Origin of the sequence: Microbacterium sp. LBN7, assembly GCF_045690345.1 — a bacterium.
Classification (GTDB): Bacteria; Actinomycetota; Actinomycetes; order Actinomycetales; family Microbacteriaceae; genus Microbacterium.
Map to the genome: position 1 here is coordinate 1,704,481 of NZ_CP147856.1, position 20,117 is coordinate 1,724,597.

The 20,117-nt window shown below is 69.0% G+C and carries 18 protein-coding genes; 3 read left to right on the plus strand and 15 right to left on the minus strand.

The window, feature by feature from the left end; genetic code table 11:
- Window positions 1-113 precede the first annotated feature (113 nt).
- Entirely contained in the window at window positions 114-827 is a 714-nt protein-coding gene (locus tag LBN7_RS08065; protein ID WP_243408949.1) for a Pr6Pr family membrane protein, read from the plus strand.
- Here LBN7_RS08065 and LBN7_RS08070 read toward each other — a convergent pair.
- From LBN7_RS08070 to LBN7_RS08110, 9 genes are all read right to left on the minus strand, one after another.
- Window positions 815-2,170, minus strand: a complete 1,356-nt coding sequence (locus LBN7_RS08070; protein WP_407361470.1) for an FAD-dependent oxidoreductase — start codon at window positions 2,168-2,170, stop codon at window positions 815-817. The two genes, LBN7_RS08065 and LBN7_RS08070, sit on opposite strands and share 13 nt — an antisense overlap.
- 159 nt (window positions 2,171-2,329) lie before the next feature.
- On the minus strand, window positions 2,330-3,307 hold the full coding sequence (locus LBN7_RS08075; protein WP_407361471.1) for an SRPBCC family protein: 978 nt from the start codon (window positions 3,305-3,307) through the stop codon (window positions 2,330-2,332).
- A 2-nt stretch (window positions 3,308-3,309) separates the two neighbouring features.
- A complete protein-coding gene (locus LBN7_RS08080) occupies window positions 3,310-3,696 on the minus strand; it encodes a helix-turn-helix transcriptional regulator (RefSeq protein WP_116636102.1) in 387 nt (128 codons plus the stop codon).
- Window positions 3,697-3,758: 62 nt separating this feature from the next.
- Entirely contained in the window at window positions 3,759-4,451 is a 693-nt protein-coding gene (locus LBN7_RS08085) for a response regulator transcription factor (RefSeq protein ID WP_116636103.1), read from the minus strand.
- Window positions 4,448-6,964, minus strand: coding sequence for a DUF4118 domain-containing protein (locus LBN7_RS08090; protein ID WP_407361472.1), 2,517 nt, complete (start codon window positions 6,962-6,964; stop codon window positions 4,448-4,450). Before LBN7_RS08090 ends, LBN7_RS08085 begins: the two co-directional genes overlap by 4 nt.
- A 2-nt stretch (window positions 6,965-6,966) precedes the next feature.
- The gene (gene kdpC / locus LBN7_RS08095) at window positions 6,967-7,581 is read right to left on the minus strand and encodes a potassium-transporting ATPase subunit KdpC (RefSeq protein ID WP_407361473.1); all 615 of its coding nucleotides are present in this window, start codon (window positions 7,579-7,581) and stop codon (window positions 6,967-6,969) included.
- A gap of 22 nt (window positions 7,582-7,603) precedes the next feature.
- The gene (gene kdpB / locus LBN7_RS08100) at window positions 7,604-9,751 is read right to left on the minus strand and encodes a potassium-transporting ATPase subunit KdpB (protein WP_407361474.1); all 2,148 of its coding nucleotides are present in this window, start codon (window positions 9,749-9,751) and stop codon (window positions 7,604-7,606) included.
- Window positions 9,752-9,757: 6 nt separating this feature from the next.
- Entirely contained in the window at window positions 9,758-11,431 is a 1,674-nt protein-coding gene (gene kdpA / locus LBN7_RS08105) for a potassium-transporting ATPase subunit KdpA (RefSeq protein ID WP_407361475.1), read from the minus strand.
- Window positions 11,431-11,520: a potassium-transporting ATPase subunit F gene (locus tag LBN7_RS08110; RefSeq protein WP_116636107.1), complete on the minus strand. Its 90-nt coding sequence runs from the start codon at window positions 11,518-11,520 to the stop codon at window positions 11,431-11,433. Before LBN7_RS08110 ends, kdpA begins: the two co-directional genes overlap by 1 nt.
- 428 nt (window positions 11,521-11,948) lie before the next feature.
- On the opposite strand from LBN7_RS08110, the gene LBN7_RS08115 reads away from it, so the two are divergent.
- Complete coding sequence (locus tag LBN7_RS08115) at window positions 11,949-12,494, plus strand: hypothetical protein (protein WP_407361476.1); 546 nt, start codon at window positions 11,949-11,951, stop codon at window positions 12,492-12,494.
- A gap of 36 nt (window positions 12,495-12,530) precedes the next feature.
- Here LBN7_RS08115 and LBN7_RS08120 read toward each other — a convergent pair whose 3' ends face one another.
- Together LBN7_RS08120 and hisD are read right to left on the minus strand one after the other, a co-directional pair.
- Window positions 12,531-13,088, minus strand: a complete 558-nt coding sequence (locus LBN7_RS08120) for a DUF6611 family protein (RefSeq protein WP_407361477.1) — start codon at window positions 13,086-13,088, stop codon at window positions 12,531-12,533.
- A 121-nt stretch (window positions 13,089-13,209) separates the two neighbouring features.
- On the minus strand, window positions 13,210-14,526 hold the full coding sequence (hisD, locus tag LBN7_RS08125; protein WP_407361478.1) for a histidinol dehydrogenase: 1,317 nt from the start codon (window positions 14,524-14,526) through the stop codon (window positions 13,210-13,212).
- Window positions 14,527-14,602: 76 nt separating this feature from the next.
- On the opposite strand from hisD, the gene LBN7_RS08130 reads away from it, so the two are divergent.
- Window positions 14,603-15,529, plus strand: a complete 927-nt coding sequence (locus LBN7_RS08130; protein WP_341946668.1) for a LysR family transcriptional regulator — start codon at window positions 14,603-14,605, stop codon at window positions 15,527-15,529.
- Window positions 15,530-15,824: 295 nt separating this feature from the next.
- Here LBN7_RS08130 and LBN7_RS08135 read toward each other — a convergent pair whose 3' ends face one another.
- The 4 genes from LBN7_RS08135 to LBN7_RS08150 form a co-directional block, all read right to left on the minus strand.
- Window positions 15,825-16,634 (minus strand): nitrilase-related carbon-nitrogen hydrolase, encoded by an 810-nt coding sequence (locus tag LBN7_RS08135; RefSeq protein WP_407361479.1) that lies wholly within the window; start codon window positions 16,632-16,634, stop codon window positions 15,825-15,827.
- A gap of 67 nt (window positions 16,635-16,701) precedes the next feature.
- On the minus strand, window positions 16,702-17,871 hold the full coding sequence (locus LBN7_RS08140) for a cupin domain-containing protein (RefSeq protein WP_116636113.1): 1,170 nt from the start codon (window positions 17,869-17,871) through the stop codon (window positions 16,702-16,704).
- A gap of 31 nt (window positions 17,872-17,902) precedes the next feature.
- The gene (locus LBN7_RS08145; protein ID WP_116636114.1) at window positions 17,903-18,883 is read right to left on the minus strand and encodes an ester cyclase; all 981 of its coding nucleotides are present in this window, start codon (window positions 18,881-18,883) and stop codon (window positions 17,903-17,905) included.
- A gap of 134 nt (window positions 18,884-19,017) precedes the next feature.
- A complete protein-coding gene (locus LBN7_RS08150; RefSeq protein WP_407361480.1) occupies window positions 19,018-20,022 on the minus strand; it encodes a LacI family DNA-binding transcriptional regulator in 1,005 nt (334 codons plus the stop codon).
- Window positions 20,023-20,117 lie beyond the last annotated feature (95 nt).

Below are 20,117 nucleotides of genomic sequence, written 5' to 3' on the forward strand. Positions count from 1 at the left end.
CCTGAACCCGCGTGATCGCCTGAACCCGCGTGATCGCCTGAACCGACGTGGGTCAGCGAGGCCAGGGGTGCCGATCCGTAGACTCGGCTGATGGGAGAGAGGGTGACGCAGAGGTGAAGGCGCGCACCGTCTTCGGCCTGCTCCGTCTCGGCGCGGCGACCATCTGCCTCGTGGCGCTCATCCATCGACTGAGCTGGGGTCTGGCGTCGAACACCATCGCCAGTCAGAACTTCTTCGCGTACCTCACCAACCAGTCGAACATCGCGTTCGTGGTGCTGCTGGCCGTCGCGGGCGTCATCGCGCTGCGTCGCCCGGCGGATCCGCGCTGGCTGACCGTCGCCCTCGCGCTCGTGCTCTCCTGGACGATCACCGCGGGGATCGTCTTCGCCGTGATGGTGTGGCAGGGCGGCGAGCGCGGCATCCGGATCGACGTGCCATGGTCGGATCAGGTGCTGCACTTCTGGCTGCCGGCGTGCACGATCGCGGCGTGGGCACTCGCGCCGGGCCACCGCCGGGTGCCGTGGCGGGTGGTGCCGATCACCCTGGCCTATCCCCTCGTCTGGGGCGCGTTCACGCTGTGGCGGGGCCCGCTCATCGGCTGGTATCCGTACTACTTCCTCGACCCGCGGCAGGTGAGCGGCCCGCTGGAGTTCCTGACCTTCTCCGCGATCGCCCTTGCCGTCTTCGCCCTCGTGGCCACGGGGCTCGTGCTGATCAGTCGGATGCCGACGCGCAAGCAGTGGCGTTCACCCGCGGCATCCGATGACGCGGAGATCGAACCCGCCGACCGCGCGGACACGCGCGAGACCGTGGGTCAGGACGCGTAGACGGCGAGCGACTCCATCGCCGACTCGAGAGCCTCGGTGTCGTCGAGGTCGGCGAACTCCTCCGCCGCCGCGCCCCCGACGATCCCGACGAGGATGTTCTCGCCGGTCGCGGGTCGCAGGTTGATCCAGGTGCGGATGCCGACGTCGGCGCCCACGGTGTGCCAGATCGCCGCCTGCGAGTCCCAGAACGCCTCGTCGAAACGCAGCCAGATGGTCTCGATGCGCCCCATCCCGAGGGCGCCGATCGCGGTGCGGTTGACGAACGGCAGCGGCGGATCGAACTCGAGGTCCTGTTCCTGCAGCACACCGAGCGGCACGGTGACGACCACGCGATCGAAGGACAGCGCCTCCCCCGTCCCGAGCCGCACGCTGACCCCGGAGTCGTCGTAGGCGAGCCTGCTGATCGGGGAGGACAGAGAGACCTCCACACCGTCGAGCGCGTCTTCGACGAGCGGCGTGAGATCGTCGCGCGCCCCGGTGAGAGCAGCCGCGGGGAGGGCCGGCGGGAACCAGCTGGACAGCTGCGCGGCATCCGCTCCCGCCGTCGTCGCGAGCGCGGCGAGCAGGGCCGCGGTCGACGGATCCTCGGGATCGCCGCCCGCCTCGATCAGGGCATCCGCGAGGGAGATGTCGGCCGGAGCCGCCTGCGCCGCGGTGATGGCGGCCTGCAGCGGCGCACTGTCGACCGGCTCGATATCGCCCTCGGGTCCGTGCCATTGCGCGTCGGGGAGATCGACGACGCCGATCTCCCATGCCTCCATGCGCTGCCGCAGGTCTTCGTCTCCTTCGCCGAAGAGCCAGGCGCCGAGCTGCACGGGCATGGGCCAGGAGTCGTCGACGACCGAATGGACCCGGCCGCCGATGCGGTCGCGCGCCTCGAAGACCGTGACCTGCATGTCGGCCGCGGCGAGGCGTGCTGACACGGTCGCACCCGCGAAGCCCGCGCCGATCACGGCGATCCGCTCGCCCGCCTCCGCCAGGTCTTCGACCTCATCCGCCGCCCGCGCACCTGAGCGGATCGCGCCGCGCATGGTGCCCGGTTCGTCGGCATCCGTGGCTTCGCCCGCGAAGAACACACGATCGACGACCGGACGGGCCAGCTGCGACCGGGTCTCCGCGAGCACGCCGACCGGGGTGAAGCTCACGGCGCCGTATGAGAAGGGGTCGGTCGTCCATGAGCTGCGCAGGCGATCGGCCGGCTCGGGGACGCCCGGCTGCGGTTGCGGCTCGCGGGTCGGCGTCGGGCTCGCGGTCGGCTCCGGGTCGGGTGTGCACGACGCCAGCAGCACCGAGACGGCACCGACTCCGGCGCCCATGAGCAGAGTGCGGCGCGTGATCCTCATCGTGTCGCCACTTTATCCCGCCCCGCTGGTGTGAGCGACAGCATCCACCCGGGTCGTGCGGCGCGGTCCCCGTTCACAATTCAGCAAGAACGTCGCCCAGACAGCAGAAACCGGCCGATCCGCCACGGGATCGGCCGGTTCTTGCTGAATCGTGAACGCTCAGACGGCGAGCAGTTCCTTCTCGAGCCGGGCGTACGACGCCTCCATGCCGTCGGCCATGCCGGTGGCGAGGATCATGTCGCGCGTCTCCTTGTCGGGGTACTCGATGAAGAGCGTGATGAGGGTCGCGCCGTCCTCCTCGTACAGGTTGAGGTCGTTGAGCGTCTCGACCGGCATCCCGATCATCCGCTCGGTCTGCACGGAGCGGCGCGGGGCGTCGACCAGGATCGCCTCGCCCTCGAAGCCGAACGGCTGCCCCTCGGTGTCGCCGACCGGCGCCCACGAGGTGCGGTAGGTCTGACCGACCTCGGTGGCGACGACGCACTCCGTCATCTCCCAGCCGTCGGGTCCGAGCAGCCACTGCTTCATGAGCTCCGGCTCGTTGTGCGCACGCCAGACGAGCTCGCGCGGACCCTCGACGAGGCGGGTGATGCGCACGTGCGTGTCGTCGAGCAGTTCGACGCTCGTGCCCTTGCCCTGCGCGTAGTCGCGGAGGTCCTGCAGCACGGCGTCGAGCTGCGACATCGCCATCTTGATGCCCTCGACCTGGCCCATCGAGACGACCTGCTCGATGGCCTCGACCGAGGCGAAGTGGCTCGTCGTCACCATGCGCGTGCCGTCGGCGGTGGGCTCGAAGGCGAACGTCATCCGCTGCGCGCGGAAGCCCTCCAGCGGCTTGCCGTCTTCGTCGACGAACGAGTCGAGCACCTCGAAGCGGTGCGGCGCCTCGATCGCGAGGAACTCCCACGATCCCGATGAACGTTCACCCCGGGGGCCGTTCATCGTGTAGACGGCGTGCCCGCCGACCGTGTGGTCCCAGGCGCTGAAGGTCGCCGGCCATCCGGGAGGGCCCCAGAAGCGCTCGAGCTGACGCGGGTCGCTGTAGGCGCTCCACACCCGGTCGACGGGAGCGGCGAAATCGGCCACGACCGTCATGGTCAGGTTCTCGGTGTCGGTGATGACGTCGGTGACAGGCATTGTCAGTCCTCTTCCTTGGTTTCGTTATCTTCTCGCTGGGTCCCTGAGCTTGTCGAAGGGCCGGCCAGCAGGTCGTCGAGTCGGGCGATGCGCGACCGCCACAGCTCTTCGTATCGGGCGAGGAGCGCCCTGGCGCGGGCGATCATCTCGGGGTTCGCGCGGACGAGCCGCTCGCGTCCCTCGGCGCGCTTGACGATGAGGTTCGCGGCTTCGAGCACGGCCACATGCTTCTGCACCGCGGCGAACGACATCTCGTATTCGGAGGCGAGGGTCGAGACGGACTGCTCACGCTCGATCGTCCGACGCAGGATGTCGCGCCGGGTCGACGTCGCCAATGCGTGGAACACACGGTCGACCTCCGCTTCGCTCAGTTCTCTTTGTGCAACCATTTGGTTGTACGTTATGCCTGAGTGAAGGCGATGTCAAGAGGTCGGCGCAGAAACACCCCGCGTCACCCCACCATGCCCTCCAGCCGATACCCCATCCCCGGCTCGGTGAGGATGTGGACCGGATGCGAGGGATCGGCCTCGAGCTTCCTGCGGAGCTGCGACACGTAGAGACGGAGGTACCCGGTGTCCTCGGCGTGCTCGGTCCCCCAGATGCTCGTGAGCAGCGTCTTCCGCGTCACCAGCTTGCCCGGGTTGCGGATGAGGAGCTCGATCATCTGCCACTCGGTGGGCGTGAGGCGGATGTGCTCGTCACCCTCCGCTCCGGCGCGGACGACGCTGTGCGCGGAGAGGTCGATGGTCACGTCCCCCAGGTGCGCGATCGGCGCCGTGGTGTCCTGCGGGACCCGCCGCGTCAGCGCCCGGATCCGCGCGAGCAGCTCCTGCACGGCGAACGGCTTCGTGATGTAGTCGTCGGCTCCGGCGTCGAGCGCCTCGACCTTGTCCGCGGCGCCCGCGCGTCCGGACACGACCAGGATGGGCGCCTGCGACCATCCGCGGATGCCCTCGATCACCTCGATGCCGTCGAGCCGCGGCATGCCCAGGTCCAGGAGGAAGATGTCCGGCTGATGGTCGATCCCGGCAGCGATCGCCTGCGCGCCGTCGGGGGCGGTGACGACCTCGTACCCCTTCGCGCTGAGGGTGATCCGCAGGGCGCGGACGATCTGCGGATCGTCGTCGGCGATCAGGATCTTCATGGTGCGTCCTCCACGGTCTCGGATGCGGATGCGTCTGCCGGCGCGGTCGGCAGCGAGATGACCATCGTGAGTCCCCCGCCCGGCGAATCCTCGGGGATGAGCGTGCCGTGCATGGCCTCGACGAAGCCGCGAGACAGGGCGAGCCCGAGTCCGAGACCGGTCGAGTTGTCGGTGTCGCCCAGGCGCTGGAAGGGCAGGAAGATGTCGTCCTTCTTCTCTGCGGGGACGCCCGGTCCGTGGTCGATGATTCTGATCTCGAGCTGGCCGCCGAAGGTGCTGGTGCTGATGTGGACCGGAGGTCCGTCCGGGTTGTATCGGTGGGCGTTGGCCAGCAGGTTCACGAGGACACGCTGCAACAGCACCGGATCGGCGTGGGCGAGCGCGTCTCCGTGGTTCAGCGCGAGGGAGACGTCGGTCGGGCCGAGGTGGAGCTCGTCGAGCGCCGGCGCGATGACCTCCGCGGGGTCGGTCGGCATGTCGGCGATCGACAGCACGCCCGTCTGCAGACGACTCACGTCGAGAAGATCGGTGACGAGCGTCGCGAGAGCCGTGAGGCTCTCATCCGCGGTCTCGAGGAGCTCCTGCTTGTCCGCGGTCGCGAGCTCGGGGCCGGCCGCGCGCAGGCCGCCCACCGCCGCGGACGCCGCCGCGAGAGGACGACGGAGGTCGTGGCTGAGCGCCGAGAGGAGCGCGCCGCGGACGCGATCGGATGCCGCGATCGGCTCGATCTGCTTCGCGGTGTGCTCGAGCTGCTGATGCTCGAGGGCCGCGGCGAGCTGCGCCGTCACGACCGCGAGGAGGCGCCGCTCGGATGCCGCGATGTCGGCGCCGTGCAGTTCGAGGACCGCATCGTCGCCGATCCGCACCTCCGTGTGGCGATTGTCCGGGAGCGGTTCACCGGCACGCGCGAGGACGTCCTCTCCCCGGACGAGACGGACGCCGGGCAGCTGGAACGCCTCGCGGGTGCGGTCGACGAGCGCCTGCACCGCGTTGTCTCCGCGGAGCACGCTGCCCGCGATCGTCTGGATGAGCTCGGATTCGGCCGCCGATCGACGCGCGGCTCGGGTGTACCGGGCGGCACGATCCACGATGAAGCTCACGAGGCTCGCGATGACCACGTACAGGCACAGCGCGAGCAGGTGATGCGGCTCGTGGATGTGGATCGTGAAGAGCGGTTCGATGAAGAGGTAGTCGAGCGTCAGACCAGAGAGCACGGCGGCGAACAGCGCCGGCCAGATGCCTCCGACGAGAGCCACCACGACGACCAGGAGCTGGAAGCTCAGCACGTCGGTGGTGATCGACTCCGGACTCCGGAACACGCTGAGGAGCGCGGTGAGCAGCGGCCCGCCCAGGAGAGCGACGACGAGACCGAGGATCCGGCGCTTGCGGGTGAGCGCGCCCGTGAGCGGAGGAAGCGCGAAGCGTCGTCCGGCCGCGCCGTGGTTGACCATGTGCACGTCGATGTCGCCGGACTCCCGCACGACCGTGGCGCCGATGCCCGGTCCGGTGAACGCCGCGGCGAGGCGTCCGCGCCGGCTCGCGCCGAGGACGAGCTGGGTGGCATTCACGGAGCGGGCGAACTCCACGAGCGAGGTGGGGATGTCGTCGCCGATGACCTGGTGATACGTGCCGTTGAGCTTCTCGACGAGCGTCCGCTGCTCCGCGAGGGCGACCGGGTTGCTCGCGCGCAGGCCGTCCTGACTCGTCACATGCACGGCCAGCAGCTCGCCGCCGGCCGAACGCGACGCGATGCGCGCCCCGCGACGGAGCAGCGTCTCTCCCTCGATGCCGCCGGTGAGGGCGACGACCACGCGCTCGCGCGCTTCCCAGGTCGAGTCGATCCCCTGCTCCTGCCGGTAGCCCTTGAGGGCCTGGTCGACCTCGTCGGCGAGCCAGATCAGGGCCAGCTCGCGGAGCGCCGTCAGGTTGCCGAGCCGGAAGTAGTTGGACAGCGCCGCATCGATGCGCTCCGCCGGATAGACGAACCCTCCGCTCAGGCGATCGCGCAGCGCCTGCGGGGCCAGGTCGACGACCTCGATCTGATCCGCGCTGCGCAGGAAGCTGTCGGGCACCGTCTCGCGCTGGGGCACGCGCGTGATCTGCTCGACGACGTCGTTCAGGGATTCGATGTGCTGGATGTTCAGGGTCGAGATCACGCTGATACCGGCATCGAGGAGGACCTCGACATCCTGCCAGCGCTTCTCGTTCTCCGAACCCGTGGCGTTGGTGTGCGCCAGTTCGTCGACCAGCGCGATCTGGGGTCGGCGCGCCAGCACGGCGGCCAGATCCATCTCCTCGAGGTCGACCCCGCGGTGGGCGAATCGGGCGCGCGGCACCGCGGGTATCCCGTCGGTCATCGCGGCCGTCGCCGCACGTCCGTGCGTCTCGACGATCCCGATGACGACGTCCTTGCCCTCGGCCAGCAGACGCCGGCCCTCCTCGAGCATGGTGAAGGTCTTGCCGACGCCGGGGGCGGCGCCGAGCAGGACGCTGAGCCGCCCCCGTTTCGACATCGTCACTCCTCCCGTTCGTCCAGGGCGAGGTTGAGCTCGAGCACGTTGACCGTGGAGGCGCCGAGATAGCCGAGGTCGGGACCGTTCGTGTGCGCGGCAACGAGCGCTCGCACGTCATCGACCGAGAGGCCGCGTTCCTCGGCGACACGGGCGACCTGGATCGCCGCGTACTCCGGGCTGATGTGCGGATCGAGGCCAGACGACGATGCGGTCACCGCGTCGACGGGCACATCCTCCTCGGCGACGCCGTTGAACTCGGCGACCTGCGTCTTGCGCTCGGTGATGGCCTCGATGAGATCCGCGTTCTCGGGCCCGTAGTTCGAGCCCGACGACGCACCCCCGTCGTAGCCGTCGCCCGCGGCGGACGGACGCGGCTGGAAGTACTCCGGAAGCGGGTCGCCCTCGGCATCCGCGAAGGACTGGCCGATCAGCGAGGAGCCGACCGGGGAGCCCTGGGTGTCGGTCACCATGGATCCGTTGGCCTGAGCCGGAAGCGCCAGCTGGCCGACCAGGGTGATCACGAGCGTGTAGACGACGCCCAGGACGATGGTGAAGAGCGCCATCGCGCGGGTGGCGACCCAGATCGTCCGTCCCGCTTGGCGGGTTGAGGTGTTCATTTCTTTCCTTCTTTCGCGGCTGTCAGAAGCCGGGGATGAGACGCACGAGGAGGTCGATCAGCCAGATGCCGATGAACGGGGTGATCACGCCGCCGAGGCCGTAGACCGCGAGGTTGCGTCCGAGGATGCTCGAGGCGTCGCCGGGCCGGTACTTCACGCCCCGCAGCGCGAGCGGGATGAGGAAGACGATCACGATCGCGTTGAAGATGATCGCCGACAGCACGGCGGATGCCGGGGAGTGCAGCCCCATGATGTTCAGCGCTCCGAGCTGCGGGAACACCCCCATGAACATCGCCGGGATGATCGCGAAGTACTTCGCGATGTCGTTGGCGATCGAGAACGTGGTCAGCGCGCCGCGCGTGATGAGCAGCTGCTTGCCGATCCGGACGATGTCGATGAGCTTCGACGGGTCGGAGTCGAGGTCGACCATGTTGCCGGCCTCCTTCGCCGCCGACGTGCCGGAGTTCATCGCCACGCCCACATCCGCCTGCGCGAGTGCGGGAGCGTCGTTCGTGCCGTCACCGGTCATCGCGACGAGGTTGCCGCCGTCCTGCTCCTTGCGGATGTAGGCGAGCTTGTCCTCGGGGGTCGCTTCGGCGAGGAAGTCGTCGACTCCGGCCTCCTTGGCGATCGCCGCAGCCGTCAGCGGGTTGTCGCCCGTGATCATGACGGTGCGGATGCCCATGGCGCGCATCTCCGCGAACTTCGCGGGGAGCCCTTCCTTGACGACGTCCTTCAGATGCACGACGCCCAGGAGACGGCCTTCGCCCGCACGGTTCTTCGTCGCCACGACGAGCGGGGTGCCGCCCGACTGCGCGATCGCTTCCACGGCATCCTCGATCTCGGCCAGCGCGCTGCTGGGCAGGCGATCGCCCTCGGCTTCGAGCCAGGCGACGACCGCCGACGTGGCGCCCTTGCGGATGCTGACCCCGTCCGGGGTGTCGAGCCCCGACATGCGGGTCTGCGCGGTGAACGGGACGATCTCGCCCTCCGCACTCGATCCGACGACCGCGCCCTTGTCTCTGGCGAGCTCGACGATCGAGGCGCCCTCCGGCGTGGGGTCCGCCAACGAGGACAGCGCGGCCGTCAGGATCAGCTCCTCCTGCGGCACGCCGCTGACGGGCACGAAAGCGCTCGCGCGGCGGTTGCCGTAGGTGATGGTCCCCGTCTTGTCGAGAAGCAGGGTGGTCACGTCGCCGGCCGCCTCGACGGCACGGCCGGACATCGCCAGGACGTTCCGCTGGACGAGCCGGTCCATGCCCGCGATGCCGATGGCGCTGAGCAGCGCACCGATCGTCGTGGGGATGAGGCAGACGAGAAGCGCGATCAGCACCGTGACGCTCACCGGTGCGGCGGCGTACGACGCGATCGGGTTCAGGGTCAGGGCGACGACCACGAAGATGATCGACAGCGAGGCGAGCAGGATGTTCAGCGCGATCTCGTTCGGCGTCTTCTGACGCGACGCCCCCTCGACCAGGGCGATCATCCGATCGACGAAGGTCTCACCCGGCTTGGAGGTGATGCGCACGACGATGCGGTCGGACAGCACGCGGGTGCCGCCGGTCACCGCAGAGCGGTCGCCACCGGACTCGCGCACGACCGGGGCGGACTCGCCCGTGATGGCGGATTCATCGACCGAGGCGATGCCCCAGACGATGTCTCCGTCGCCCGGGATCAGCTCGCCCGCCGAGACGACCACGACATCTCCCAGCGACAGCTCGGCAGACGACACGTCGGACGACGGCGTGCGCTCGGCCGGAGCATCGCCGAGTGCGTCGTACTCGGCGACGCGATGGGCCATCGTGCTGGTGCGGGTCTTGCGCAGGGTCTCGGCCTGGGCCTTGCCCCGTCCCTCGGCGATGGACTCCGCGAGGTTCGCGAAGAGGACCGTGAGCCACAGCCACACGGCGATCGCGCCGGTGAACGACCAGGGCACGGTCGTGCCGCCCGAGTCCGCCGCGCCGCCGATGAAGGGCTCCGCGACGGCGAGAACCGTCGTCAGAGCGGCGCCGAGCCAGACCAGGAGCATGACGGGATTGCGCCACTGCTCGCGCGGGTCGAGCTTGCGGACTGCGCCGGGGAGCGCGGCTCGGACCTGCTCCCAGGTGAACCCTCCGCGTTGCGCGGGTTTCGCCGCCGTTTCCGGACGGGTTTCGGTTGTCGTCGACATGATGTTTTACATCAGCCCTTCTGCCAGGGGACCCAGCGCGAGAACGGGGAAGAACGTGAGTGCGGTCACCAGGACGGTGACGGCGGTGAGCAGCCCCACGAACATCGGTCGATGCGTGGGCAGGGTGCCCGAGGTGGTCGGGACCTTGTCCTGGGCTGCGAAGGAGCCGGCGAGCGCGAGCACGAAGACGATCGGCACGAATCGTCCGAGCAGGATCACCACGCCGAGCGCGGTGTTCAGCCACGGAGTGTTCGCCGTGAGACCGGCGAAAGCCGATCCGTTGTTGTTCGCCGCCGATGTGAACGCGTACAGGACCTCCGACATCCCGTGGATGCCCGGGTTCCAGATCGAGGTGCTCTCGAGCTCCTCCCGCACACCGGGGATCGCGAAGCTGAGCGCGGTCCCGCCCAGCACGAGCGTCGGCATCACCAGGATGTAGAGGGCGGCGAGCTTGATCTCCTTCGGACCGATCTTCTTCCCGAGGTACTCGGGGGTGCGACCGATCAGCAGACCGGAGATGAAGACGGCGATCACGGCGAGGATCAGCATCGCGTAGAGACCGGAGCCGACACCACCCGGCGAGACCTCGCCGAGCATCATGTTGAGCATCGGCATCATGCCGCCGAGCGCCGTGTAGGAATCGTGCATGGAGTTCACGGCACCCGTCGAGGTGCCGGTGCTCGTGGTCGCGAACAGCGTGGATCCGATGATCCCGAATCGCTGCTCCTTGCCCTCCATCGCGCCGCCGGCGAGCTCGGGCGCCGTGCCCTTGCCGACCGACTCGAGTGCGGTGAGGATCACGAACGACACCGTGTACAGGGTGGCCATGACGCCGAGGATCGCGTAGCCCTGACGGTTGTCGGAGACGATCCTGCCGAACGTGCGCGGCAGGGAGAACGGGATCAGCAGCATCAGGATGACCTGGAAGACGTTCGTCCACGCCGTGGGGTTCTCGAACGGGTGCGAGGAGTTCGCGTTGAAGAAGCCGCCGCCGTTCGTGCCGAGGAGCTTGATCGCCTCCTGCGAGGCGACCGGGCCGCCCGGGATGGACTGCTCACCCCCGGTGAGGGTCGAGACGGTGGTGAAGCCGTTGAAGTTCTGGATGACTCCGCCGACCAGGAGGACGATCGCTCCGATCACCGCGATCGGGAGCAGCAGACGCAGCGTGCCCCGCGTCAGGTCCACCCAGAAGTTGCCGATCGTGCCGGAGCGACGGTAGGCGAAGCCGCGGACGAGCGCGATCGCGACGGCGATGCCGACGGCCGCGGAGACGAAGTTCTGCACGGCGAGGCCGGCGAACTGGACGGTGTAGCCCACCGTCAGCTCCGGCGAGTACGACTGCCAGTTCGTGTTGCCGACGAACGACGCCGCCGTGTTGAACGACAGGTGCTCCGACGGCGCCCCGAGACCCAGGGAGTACGGCAGCCACTGCTGCGTGCGCTGCAGGACGTAGACGATGAGCAGTCCGACCGCCGAGAACGCGAGCACTCCGCGCAAGTAGGCCTGCCAGGTCTGCCCGGCCTGGGGGTCGACGCCGATGATCTTGTAGATCCCGCGTTCGACCCTCCAGTCCTTGCGCGAGGTGTAGACCCACGCCATGTAGTCGCCGACGGGCCGGTAGAGGACGCCGATGACGAGCGCGACCGAGGCGAAGGCGAGAAGTGCGTACCACCACGTCATCAGAATCGCTCCGGTTTCACGAGGGCGACGACGAGATAGACGATCGCCGAGATGCCGAGGACGGCCGCAAGGAGCTCGAACACGATCACAGCTTCTCCACCGCCTTCCCCAGGAATCCGACAACCACGAACAGGACGATCACGCCCAGCACGTAGACGATGTCAAGCACAACAAGCTCCATTCGAAGGACCACGTCAGCCCACGCTGACCGGACTGCCCACTGCGGGCGCAATCACCGATCAAACACCCGGCGGCGGCCCGGGAATGCCGTTCTAACGGAACGCATACGCCGACCCCGACGACTCTCATGGGTCCCTAACGAATCCGGGATGAGACGCCGAAGTCCGGCCCGGGATCCCCCTTCCGCAGCTGCTGCGCGTGCTCTCCGACGACCCGCATGAGTTCCGTAGAGACGCGTTCCCCGCGGCGGGAAGGCGCCGTAGGACTGAGGCATGAACTCCATGGAGATCCCTCCCACCCGACGACCCGGCAGTCCCGCAGCTCGGACGGATGCGTCGTGAGCATGCTGCACAGCATCTTCGCCACGTCGCTGCTGATCCGACAGCAGACGCAGCGCCGTCGCATCTCGGCCTGGCCGGCGGAGACGACGGTGAGCCCGCGAGACATCGCCGTCGCGGGGAGGTCGCTGACCGACCTCGCCCGCACTCGCGGCACACCCTGCGTCCTCATCGCCCGTGCGGGCGACGCCGACCGCGGGGACGGACACCGCACGGTCGTCCTGGCGACCGTCCTGGGACGCACGGAGGGTGATCACCGCCGGCCCGCGGAGATCACCGTGGACTGCGATCTGCGCATCATCGGCCCCCGACTCCTCGATGCGCTGCTGCTCAACGGTCCCCGTACGCGAGAGCGCACCCGGCTCCTCGTGCAGCAGCGGGACCGCCAGGCGCCCCCGCTGCAGGTCTTCCTGCCCGCCGACACCTCACCGGGAGACCTCCTGACCTTCGTGTGCGAGGGCACCATCGCCGCAAGTCAGGTCAGATCGCACGACCGTGATCCCGGCGCGGCCGATGACGGCTGGCCCGGGCGCTGCATGAAGTGAGCGGAGACGACGCCCGAGGAGTTCGTGCGGGCGGCCTCAGCGCGACGGCAGGGAAGCACCGTCCGCGAACCGGGCGCGGCGAGCATCCGCGTAGACCGAAGCCCAGATGCGCTCGAAGGTCTCCCGCGTGATCAGTCCTCGCCGCAGGTCATCGCAGGCGTTCTCCATCACCGAGGAGTACAGCGCGAGCATCTCCTCACGCCGTTCGTCCGCAGGATCCGATCGGAACCCCGCCCGGTTCGACCACAGCGAGATCGTTCGACTCCGCACCGGTCGAGCTCGCCGCCACAGATGGATGCCGACGGGAGCGATGAGGCAGAGGAGCGCGAGCGCGGAGTACTCCGGGGAGACGCCGAGTGCGATCAGGAGCAGCCAGCACGAGGTACCCGCGCCCACGGCGATCGGGGCGAAGCCGTGGAGACGATGCGCCCAGCGCCGCTCGGCATCCGAGGCATCCGGCGGGTACACGACCAGGCGCGTGGTCACGACGCCATGACGAGCCACCGCCTGCTGCAGATGGCCCCACCGCACGGGTCGGGACTTGCGGCCCTGCGTGCGGGTCAGGCGATCATCAGGAGCTTGTTCGAGAGGCATGCAGAGAAGGATCGGACATCCCGCTCCGCGGCACCAGCACTCCACACGGAACCCATACGCGACACGACGAAGTGCCCGCCACCTGACGGCGACGGGCACTTCCGGGTTGATCGCACGGGGCTCACTCGTAGGTCGCGAGCCTCATCGTCGCGGTCGCGCTGTGTGCGGCCATGCCCTCGGAGTCGGAGATGACCTGCACGGCGTTCGCGAGCTCGGGCGTCGCCTCGCGTGCGATGCGCTGGTAGGTCAGCGGCTTGAGGAAGCGCGAGACCGAGAGTCCGGCGCTGTGCTTGGCCCCGCCCGCCGTCGGCAGCACGTGGTTCGTGCCCGCCATGCCCTTGTCGGAGTACGCGACCGTGCTCCACGGGCCGATGAAGAGCGAGCCGTAGTTGCGCAGATTCGCGTGGTACCAGTCGTCGTCGGCCGTGATGAGCTCGAGGTGCTCGGGGGCCAGGTCGTCCATGAGGGCCGCGGCGGTCTCACGGTCCTTCGCCACCGTGACGACACCGTAGTCGCGCCAGGCCGGACCGCAGATCTCGGCGGTGGCCAGGGTCTCGAGCTGACGCTCGACGGCGGCGATCACCGCGCGGCCATGCTCTTCGGATGTCGTGACGAGAGCTGCCGGAGAGTTCGGGCCGTGCTCGGCCTGACCCAGCAGGTCGGCGGCCACGATCTCGGGGTCGGCCGTCTCGTCGGAGATGACGGCGACCTCGCTCGGGCCCGCCAGCAGGTCGATCGCGACCGCGCCGAACAGCTGCCGCTTCGCCTCGGCGACGAACGCGTTCCCGGCACCCACGAGCATGTCGACGGGCAGTTCGCCGAGCAGTCCGTATGCCATGGCGGCGAGCGCCTGCACGCCGCCGATCACGAACACGCGGTCGACACCGGAGAGGTGCGCGGCGTAGACGACCGCGTCGTTCGCGTTTCCGTCGGGCTGCGGGGGCGTGCAGGCGATGACCGTGGGGACGCCGGCGGCCTTCGCGACGCCGACCGTCATGAAGGCGCTCGCAGTGAGGGGGAAGCGCCCGGCGGGGAGGTAGGCGCCGACGCGCGAGACCGGGATGTACTTGGCACCGGTGACGATGCCGGGGACGAGCTCGGTCTCGAAGTCGGAGAGGTGCGCGCGGGACTCCTTGGCGAAAGCCTGGGTCCGAGCGGCGCCCAGTTCGATCGCGGCACGGAGGTCGGGCGCGAGGCGGTCGCCGCTGGTCGCGATCTGCTCGGCGGTGAGCTCGATGTCGGCGCCCTGGTAGTTGTCCAGCTTGCGGGCGTAGTCGAGCACGGCGTCGAGGCCGCGCTCGCGGATGTCGGCGAGCATGTTCGTCACGGTCTCGATCACGGCGGGATCGCGCTGCGCGGCCGGTGCGTCGATGAGCGGGGTCTTGAGGTGGTGGAACGCTCCGTCGAGGCGGGCGAGCACAGGTGAGGAGTAACGCATGCTGGAAGGCTAGATCGATACCAACCATCCGACAAGCCTGATGGTCCGAGGCCTTGCATCGGGTTTACCATTGGCTGTGACCATCACCCAGTTGACCGCCTTCCTCGCCGCCCTGGAGCACGGCTCCTTCACCGCGGCCGCCGCGAGCCTCGCCATGACCCAGGCGTCGGTGTCGGAGCTCGTCGCCCGCCTCGAGCGCGAGCTCGGCGTCACCCTGTTCACCCGCGGCAGCCGACGACTCGTGCCCACGGCGGCCGCGCTCGAGCTGCGTCCGCACGCCACCCAGGCGGTGAGCGCGGTGCAGAACGGCATCGACACGATCCAGGCACTGACCTCTCTCGACCGCGGCACCTGCACGTTCGGCGTGCTCCGCAACGCCGCGTACTACGCTCTCGCGGACCTCGCCGAGACCTTCCACCACCGGCATCCGAACGTGCGGCTCCGCCTGGTCGGCATCAACTCGGCCCACGTCGCGCGCTCGATCGCGAGCGGCGAGCTCGAGGCCGGACTGCTCGTGCTTCCCATCGATGAAGATGGCCTCGAGGTGCGCCCGCTCTTCCGCGACGAGGTGCTCTACGCCTCGGCCACCCGCCCTGCCGACGCCGGACCCGTCACGATCGACGAGGTCGCCGAGGCGAAGCTCGTGCTCTACGACGCGTTCGCCGGGTGGGACGATCCGACGAGGCGCCAGCTGCTCGAGCGCGCACGACTGCACGGCCTGTCGATCGAGCCCGCGGTCGAGGTCGAGAACGTCGAGACGGCGCTGAGCCTGGTCGCCGCGGGCGCCGCCGACACCATCGTGTCGCGGTCCATCACCGAGGCGGAGGGCTTCGCCGCCGGCATCCGCACCTTCCCGTTCGCGGAGCCGATGCACGACACGATCGCACTCGTGAAGCGCGAGGGGATGCTGCTGTCGCCCGCGACCCAGCGGCTCGCCGAGCTGGCGGAGCGGATGCTGCGCGAGAGGCTCCCCGAGCACCAGGGCCGCACCCCGCTCGACTGACCCTTCGACAGGCTCAGGGACCCACCTAGGCTCAGGGTTCCCCTCTCGCCCGGGAGGACTTCGCACCCATGGGCGGAGCCTCGGACGCCGATGCTCCTCCCCACGCAGAGTTCTCCTCCCGACGGCGCGCCGTTCGACAGGATCAGGGACCCACCTAGGCTCAGGGTCCCCCGCTCGCCCGGGGGGACTTCGCACCCATGGGCGGAGCCTCGGACGCGGATGCTCCTCCCCACGCAGAGTTCTCCTCCCGACGACGCACCCCGGTCGTTGAGCGAAGCGAGACGAAACGCCTGCCTCAGTACAGGTCGCCCCGACGGTCGTCGAACAGGTGGTTGTGCGGCGGCAGCGACTTCTCGCGCACGGCCGCGAGCGAGAGCACGGCGGTCGCGCCCATCACCGCGCGGAACGCGACGATCCAGCCCTGCTCGTCGATGATCGCGGTGCCGTCGGTCCAGTCGACTCCGCGCTCGGAGCCCCAGCGGTCGGCGACGACCACCGGCAGGCGCGAGGAGCGGGCGGATGCCATGGCCTGGATCAGCTCAGGGGCGTGCTCGCCCTCGGGACGCGGCACCAGCGGCCAGTTGACCGGCAGCGCGAGCACGTCGGCCCCGGCGAGCGCCAGGCGGCGCGGCACCTCGGGGAACTCGTTGTCGTAGCAGATCGCGACGCCGAGGCGCCCGAACGAGGTGTCCACGACGAGGCCCGCCTCGGCGCCGACGTCGAACACGAGCTTCTCGGCGCCCCAGAGGTGCGACTTGCGGTAGTCGGCCAGGTGGGCGTCACGGGTGAGGACGGCGGCGGAGTTGTACAGCCGCTCGCCGTCGATCTCGGCATAGCCCACCACCACGACGGCATCCGCGGGGATGACCTCCTGGATCGACGCCCAGCGCGCGTCATCCGCCGTCATGCCCGCCCTCTCGGCTTCGGCGCGATCCTCGAACACGTACCCGCTCGTCGCGAGCTCGGGCAGCACGATCAGTCGCGCGTCACGGCGGGCCGCGGCCGAGACGGCATCGCGGATGCGGCCGAGGTTCGCGTCGACGTCGCCGATCACGACCTCCGGCGAAAGGGCGGCGACGCGCAGGTCGTCGACAGGTGCAGTCATGGGTCCATCCTCTCCTCGGAGACGACGAAGCGCGAGGAGCCGTCGGCCCCTCGCGCTCCTTCGATTCTCAGTCGTCTTCCGTGGCGGTGACCATCACTCCGAGCGGAGCGAGGTAGCCGTTGGGGTCGATCGTCCAGTCGGCCGCGGCGGCCGCCTCGACGACCTCCGGTGCCCACTCGAGGTAGACGCGGTCGTCGCCGCCGTTGATCACGAGCACCGTGCCGGAGCCGGTCTCGTCGCCCTCGACGCAGCGGTATTCGCGCCAGGCTCCCTCGGGAACGGAGAACGTGTCTCCGGCGCCGAGGTTCACGGTCGTCGACGGATCGCCGTTGAGCGTGACCTCCCAGCGCCCCGTCTTGAACAGCAGCGCCTGCGTCTTGTCGTGACGGTGGCGCAGCACGCCCTGACCCGGCTCGGCCTTCACCCACGCGAGGTTGAACGAGTGCGGCTCGGTCACGTTCGGCACCTGGCGGCGGTTCTCGCTCATGCCGTAGCCGATCGCGGTCGCGAGCTCGACGCGTCCGCCGTCGACGGCTGCGCACAGCAGCGCCGCCGCAGAGTACCTGCGGTCGCCCGGCTGGATCACGCGCGAGCGCATGTCCTCGACCGTGTAGGTCGTGAGCTCGTCGATGTAGTGCTGCTTCATCGGCGTGATGAGGGGCACGTCATCGGGGAGCACGTCGCCGGCGACCGTGTCGATCAGCTTGTTATCGGCCGTGAGGTGCAGCCCGTAGGACTCGGCCTCGCGCAGGACCGAGGGGCCCCAGATGATGCCGCCGTTGTCGTCGCGACCGAGCACGGTGTAGAGGATGCCGTCGTCCGGACCCTCGTTCGTGAAGCCGCGGAAGATCCACGTGGGGATCGTGACGATGTCGCCGTCATGGCTGATGTACTCGCCCTGCTTGCCGTCGACACCCCAGCGGAGGCGGAACTCGCCGCCGAGGTTGATGAACACCTCGGCCGTGAAGTGCAGGTGCAGGTTGTTCGAGATGCCGTTCGGCATGCCGGCGGCCCCGGTGTTGAACCCGTGGTTGACCTCGAGGTTCACGTACTGGCTCGCGTTCTGCGAGACGCCGGCACCGATGAAGGAGTAGTTCTCCTTGCGGTCGGAGCCCGGGGTGCGGCAGTCGATGAACGCCGAGTTGCACGGCACCCAGTCGGAGCGACGGATGGTCCGGCGTTCGATCTCGTTCGCGTCGACGATGACGTCGGTCGCGTCGACGATGGCGTTGCTCATTTCTTCTTCTCCTTGGTGATCGGGGGATCGATCAGTAGATGTTGGCGAAGGCCACGGGCTCGTCGCCGCGCTGGCCTTGGATCTGCGCGCGAAGCGCGATGTCGTCCCACAGACGGACCTCTTTCACGAGGGCGCCGTTGTGGAAGGTGAACTGCGAGATGCCCAGCACGTCGACCGGCTTGCCCGTGAGCGGTCCGTAGTTCGGGACGCCGTTGTAGTCGCCGACGAACTTCCACACGACGGCCACGCGGAGACCCGCGTACCGCACGTCGTAGTTGGTCTGGATGTCGCGGATCTCGAACTGACCACCGGGGAACGACTCGAGCAAGCGCAGCAGTGCGCGACGGTAGCCCTCCGGACGGATGACGAGCCGGTTGCCGACGGTCAGGAGCACGAGGTCACGCTCGAAGAACTTCTCGACCTTCTGCAGATCGCGATCGTTCCAGACGGTCTTGATCAGGTCGATGACCTTCTCGACCTCGGCGCGGTACTCGTCGGGGCGCTCTCCGGAGTCGCCTTTCGCGATGGGGTCGGCGGGTGCCGGCTCGTTCCAGGATCCGGAGAAGCCGCGGAAGGTCTGCGCGCTGGCGACCTCGTCGAGGTCCTCGCCGCGTGCGAGGGGCCCCGCGAGCGTGTCGCGGACGACCCACTCCTCGACCATCCGGCCGCGCCGATAGAGGCAGTTGGCGATCGTGCGGCTGAACTCGGAGGTCTGCAGGTGACCGGAGAGCACGAGGTGCGAGCTGAGGAACGCGTCGTCGCCGCGCGCCTCCCAGATGACGTCTTCGGCCTGCCCGGTGCGGTCGGGGGTCGCCGAGATGCGCATGAGCGAACCCTCGATGACCTCGTCACGGTTCGAGGAGGTGCCGAGACCGCCGTGCACGATCGAGTCGGGCTCGTAGTTCTCGCGGATGTAGTGGATCGACCGATCGACCCAGATCAGGTCGGTGACCTCACGGATGAAGTCATCGGGGTCCTTGTACGGCAGATAGGCGACCGGATCGAGAGGCACGCTGTTTCACTCCTTAGACAGATGAGTCCGCGTTTCGTCGGTGATCGCGGGCTTCTTTCGTCAGTGTATGCGTATGCACAAATGAGTGCAAGAGAGACTTTCCTGACACACGGGTGTCAGAGGCGGATGCCGCGTCAGCCGGCCGCGGCGGCGGCGAGGGTGCGACGGGGCACGAACGAAGACGCGAAGCGCACGTTCTCGATCGGCGCCTCGCGGTTCTCGATGCGGCGCACGATGAGGTCGGCCGCGGCCTCGGCCATGCCGATGATGTCGTAGCCGACCGTGGCGAGATCGACGATGGGCCAGGCGGCCTCCGGCAGGTCGTCGAAGCCGACCACCGAGAGATCCTCGGGAACGCGGAGGCCCGCGCGATGCGCGGCATTCAGCACGCCGTAGGCGACCACGTCGTTGCCGCAGAAGAGGACAGTCGGGCGATCGCCGCCGCTCAGCAGCGAGGCGGCCGCCGCCTCGCCCTCGTCCGCGCTGAACCGGGAGACCTTCCGGGTGTCCGCCTCGGCGAGGGTCAGCCCGTGCGAGAGGACGGCGTCGCGCAGCGCGGATTCCCGCGCCTGCGCCGTGCTGGTGTTGGTGGGACCGAGCACCGCGCCGATGCGGCGGTGACCCAGCTCGACGGCTCGATCGACGGCCTGCTTGTAGCCGTCGACCGGATCGACCACCGTGGCATCCGCCTCGATCAGCGAGCCGATCCGGTTGAAGTACACGAAGGGGAGGCCGCGGTCCTTGAGACGCAGCGGCGCCGCCGACTCCACCGTGGTGGTGGCGAGGATCAGGCCGTCGAGCCCGTTCGCCAGCAGGCGCTCGACGATCGTGTCGTTGTCGGCGGTCTCGGTGTGCAGCATGAGCTGATACCCGAGGGCTTCGAGCTCCCGGTGCACCGGCGCGATGATGTGCGAGTAGAACTGGTTGTCGAGGTCGGTCAGCAGCAGGCCGATACGCCGGGTGCGACCCGAGGAGAGAGCGCGACCCGCCTCGCTGGGCACGTAGCCGAGCAGCTGGGCAGCCTCGCGCACGCGCACCTTGGTGGCTTCCGACACCCGGGAGTCGTCCCGCAGAGCCCGCGAGACGGTCGGCTGCGACACCCCCGCCAACCGCGCGACATCGCGACTCGTCACGACCATGTGATGCCTCCCCCTCAACGCGGGAAATTCTAGCGCCTTGACGCGTCCGTGCATACGCGGTCATAATCAGAGCATACGTATGCAACGAAAGGATG